The organism is Vibrio sp. D173a, assembly GCF_030248475.1.
In genome coordinates this window covers 1-1,134 of the sequence record NZ_JAHGAH010000583.1, presented here as the reverse complement: position 1 = coordinate 1,134, position 1,134 = coordinate 1, and the positions used below count along the sequence as shown (strand labels likewise).

1 protein-coding gene and 1 pseudogene are annotated in these 1,134 nt (G+C 47.2%); one reads left to right on the top strand and one right to left on the bottom strand.

Translation table 11 applies throughout. From position 1 onward, the window contains the following. Nucleotides 1-173: pseudogene (locus tag KIV40_RS27690) on the top strand (DTW domain-containing protein); the annotation flags it as partial. A 25-nt stretch (nucleotides 174-198) separates the two neighbouring features. Here KIV40_RS27690 and KIV40_RS27685 read toward each other — a convergent pair. Continuing rightward, nucleotides 199-1,134 (bottom strand): anti-phage deoxyguanosine triphosphatase (locus tag KIV40_RS27685; RefSeq protein WP_285352405.1); only part of this gene is annotated, 936 nt, incomplete at its 5' end.

The window sequence follows — 1,134 nt, the reverse complement described above, 5'->3', positions numbered from 1 at the left end:
GCAAAGCGCCAAGTGAGAATAGCCTTTCGACAGTTGAAGCTGGCTACCACTTGTTGAGCTTACTTCAGCCATCACGAGATTTTACCCCTCTGCTTACAGCATTTGATCGAATGATTCAGTTTCAAATCGATCAAATGCCGCCGGGTGTGTTTGAGAAAAATTACTTAGGCTAGGTGCGTCTCAGCGAAGCTTAGCTTGTTAGAACTCAGTGTGCGCTGAGAACAGTTGTTGGTGCATTTTCTGGGCGAGGTCATCGGTCATTGATGAGATATAGTCCGCAATCACCCTCATCTTACGACACTCTTCAGTGTGTGCTTGCCACTGTTTTTTAATAGGTAGCGGCAATAGACGCTCAGGGTCGGCGCTAAAGGCTTCAAACATATCCATAATGATCTGCTGTCCCTTGTATTCAATGACCTGAACTTGCGGTACTTGAATGACGTACTCACTCACGAAGTGCTTGAGCTTATCTAATGTTAGATCCATGCTTGGTTCAAGATAGGCGTTGTAAGAGAGTAATGGGTTCTCGAAGTTCGCATCAACAGGCTTAATCGAGATACTGGTCAGTAGGGCATTGACGATTCCGCCAATCGCATCTTTGCGGCGGTATTGCTCTCCAGAAAAGAGCATCTCAGTAATCGAATCTAGATGGCGAGCGATCCAAGGGTCATCGGCATCTTGCAGTTGAGGGTAGGCTGACTCCATCCACTGTGCTTTAGTTACCGAACCCAACACAATTGCATCCTCTAAATCGTGGACGCCGTAGGCGATGTCATCGGCCAGCTCCATGATTGAACAATCTAAAGACTTAAACTTGGTTTTGTTGTGCTCAAAATCGCCTACTTCGGCTTGTCTCGGCTGTTTAATAAGTGCTTGGTCGTTGTCAGAGAGCGGTGCAAGTACCCAATCAAACAGTGCTTCGTCGTGGTCGTAGATCCCTTTGGCGGGCGTCCAATCTTTGGCACGCAGTTGTCTTTGGTGCTTAACCGGTTCGTGCATCGACTTGGCTTTGATCTGACTGATCAATGATGGGTATTTAATCAGGCCGAGCAGAGTACGTCTTGATAGGTTCATACCGTGATGTTCAGTGTAAGGCTCTAGCTGGGTCACGATACGAAAAGTTAGCGCATTACC